We start from the raw sequence: 1,672 nt of genomic DNA, 5'->3' as shown, positions 1-1,672 counted from the left end.
TTTTTCGTATCTTTGAGGTATGAAAAAAGACCGGGTCATAGAGCTTCTGGAGGAACAGAACAGACATTTCAAGGAACAGATTAAAGCTGCTGACCAGCGTGAGCAACAAAGTCAGCGTCTGATCTGTGAACTGACTTCACAGGTTAAGCAACTGACCGATGCCGTTCAATCTCTGGAAGAAGCGCTGACGCTGAAGAACGGCAAACTGAAAAAGCAGGAGAACATTAGCCGCAGTTTGAGTAAGCTTATCAGCAATGAGTCTGAAAAGCAAATACCTGATAAGCCGCAACCCGCTTCTGAGACAGCTCCGTCCCGTCCGTCCGCTTCCCCCAAAGAACGGGGGAATAACAACTCCAAACGTAAAGAGCATTTTGAACTGGAAGAAAAGATAATCGAAGTCAATCCCGACCATCCCCTTTTCAGTATGTCTCTTGCCAAGTTTATGGGATACCGTGATTCTATCCGATATGTCTATATTCCGCCAAAGTTCATTAAGTACATTTATCGACAGAATATTTATAGCTTTAATGAAACGGTCTTCAGCGGTTGCGCCCCCGCCGCCCCTTTTCTGAATTCCCAATATGACGGTTCGTTCGTTGCCGGTTTATGCCAGTTGCGATATATCTACTCCATGAGTGTGGAACGTATCGTTAACTTCTTTCGGGAGAACGGGTTCGAACTCGAGAAGCCCACCGCCCATCATCTGCTGGGTAAAACGGCTGTTTTGTTCGAAAACCTCTATGAAGCACTCAGGGAAGTGGTGCTTGAAGATCCCTACCTCTGTTGTGACGAAACATATCACAAAGTACTGGTTCCGGAAAAGAACAGTAAAGGCAAAGGGGTACGAAAAGGGTATATCTGGGCAGCGGCGGCAGCGACCTTAAAGCTGGTGCTCTATTTCTATGAGGGCGGATCACGCAGGCAGGAGGTGCTTTTTGATTTCCTCAAAACCTATAAAGGAACAGTACAAAGTGATGCATACGCCCCATACAGGAAACTGGAAACCGACCAATATCACAATATCACGAGGATCGCATGTCTTCAGCACGTCAAACGAAAGTTTCTTGAACAGGATAAGGAACCGGACGCCCGAAAGATAGTTGAAATGATAAACCAACTGTACCAAAAGGAACATGAACATCGGACAGGCTATCAGGGATGGACAATCAAAGACAATCTTGCACATAGAAAACAGTATGCCCCGCCAATACTCAGGAAGATAAAAAAGAAATTATTGAGCCTGCAGGCAAAGCCGGACTTATTACCGAAAAGCCAAATGGCGGAGGCCATTAATTACACACTATCCCAGTGGAAGGCCATAGAGGATATCTTTACCAAAGGGGAGTATTATCTGGACAACAACCTTGTCGAGAGGTATAATCGGTATATATCACTATCCAGAAGAAACTCGCTTTTCTTCGGAAGCCATAAGGGAGCTGAAAGAGGGGTAATACTATATTCATTGGCATGTTCGTGCAGGATGCATGGCATAAATACATTCGAATATATAGCCGATGTGATTAACAAAGCGGCGAAGTTACCACCAAATACAGACAGGAAAATATATAGAGATTTATTGCCACACAAATGGAAGGAAAACAGAAGTAGAATCTGAAAAGAAAAGGATTATCTGATTTTTTGAAGAAAAACACGGCATCGCCGAGACGCTTAC

At 44.4% G+C, this 1,672-nt stretch carries 1 protein-coding gene; it reads left to right on the top strand.

All coding sequences use genetic code 11. The features are described 5' to 3' along the window. Nucleotides 1-19: 19 nt before the first annotated feature. Nucleotides 20-1,615 carry an IS66 family transposase gene (locus tag HMPREF2794_RS07990; protein WP_022302424.1) on the top strand — a complete coding sequence of 532 codons (1,596 nt, stop codon included), beginning with the start codon at nt 20-22 and terminating at the stop codon, nt 1,613-1,615. The last annotated feature ends 57 nt before the right edge of the window (nt 1,616-1,672 follow it).

The organism is Bacteroides sp. HMSC067B03 (assembly GCF_001811315.1).
Taxonomy (GTDB): domain Bacteria; phylum Bacteroidota; class Bacteroidia; order Bacteroidales; family Bacteroidaceae; genus Bacteroides; species Bacteroides faecis.
Note: the sequence above shows the minus strand (reverse complement) of the source record. Positions and strands in the feature narration are given on the sequence as shown.

Bases quoted from the DNA above. Each gene is read 5' to 3' on its own strand.
- HMPREF2794_RS07990 (WP_022302424.1), top strand. From the start codon at position 20: ATGAAAAAAGACCGGGTCATAGAGCTTCTGGAGGAACAGAACAGACAT.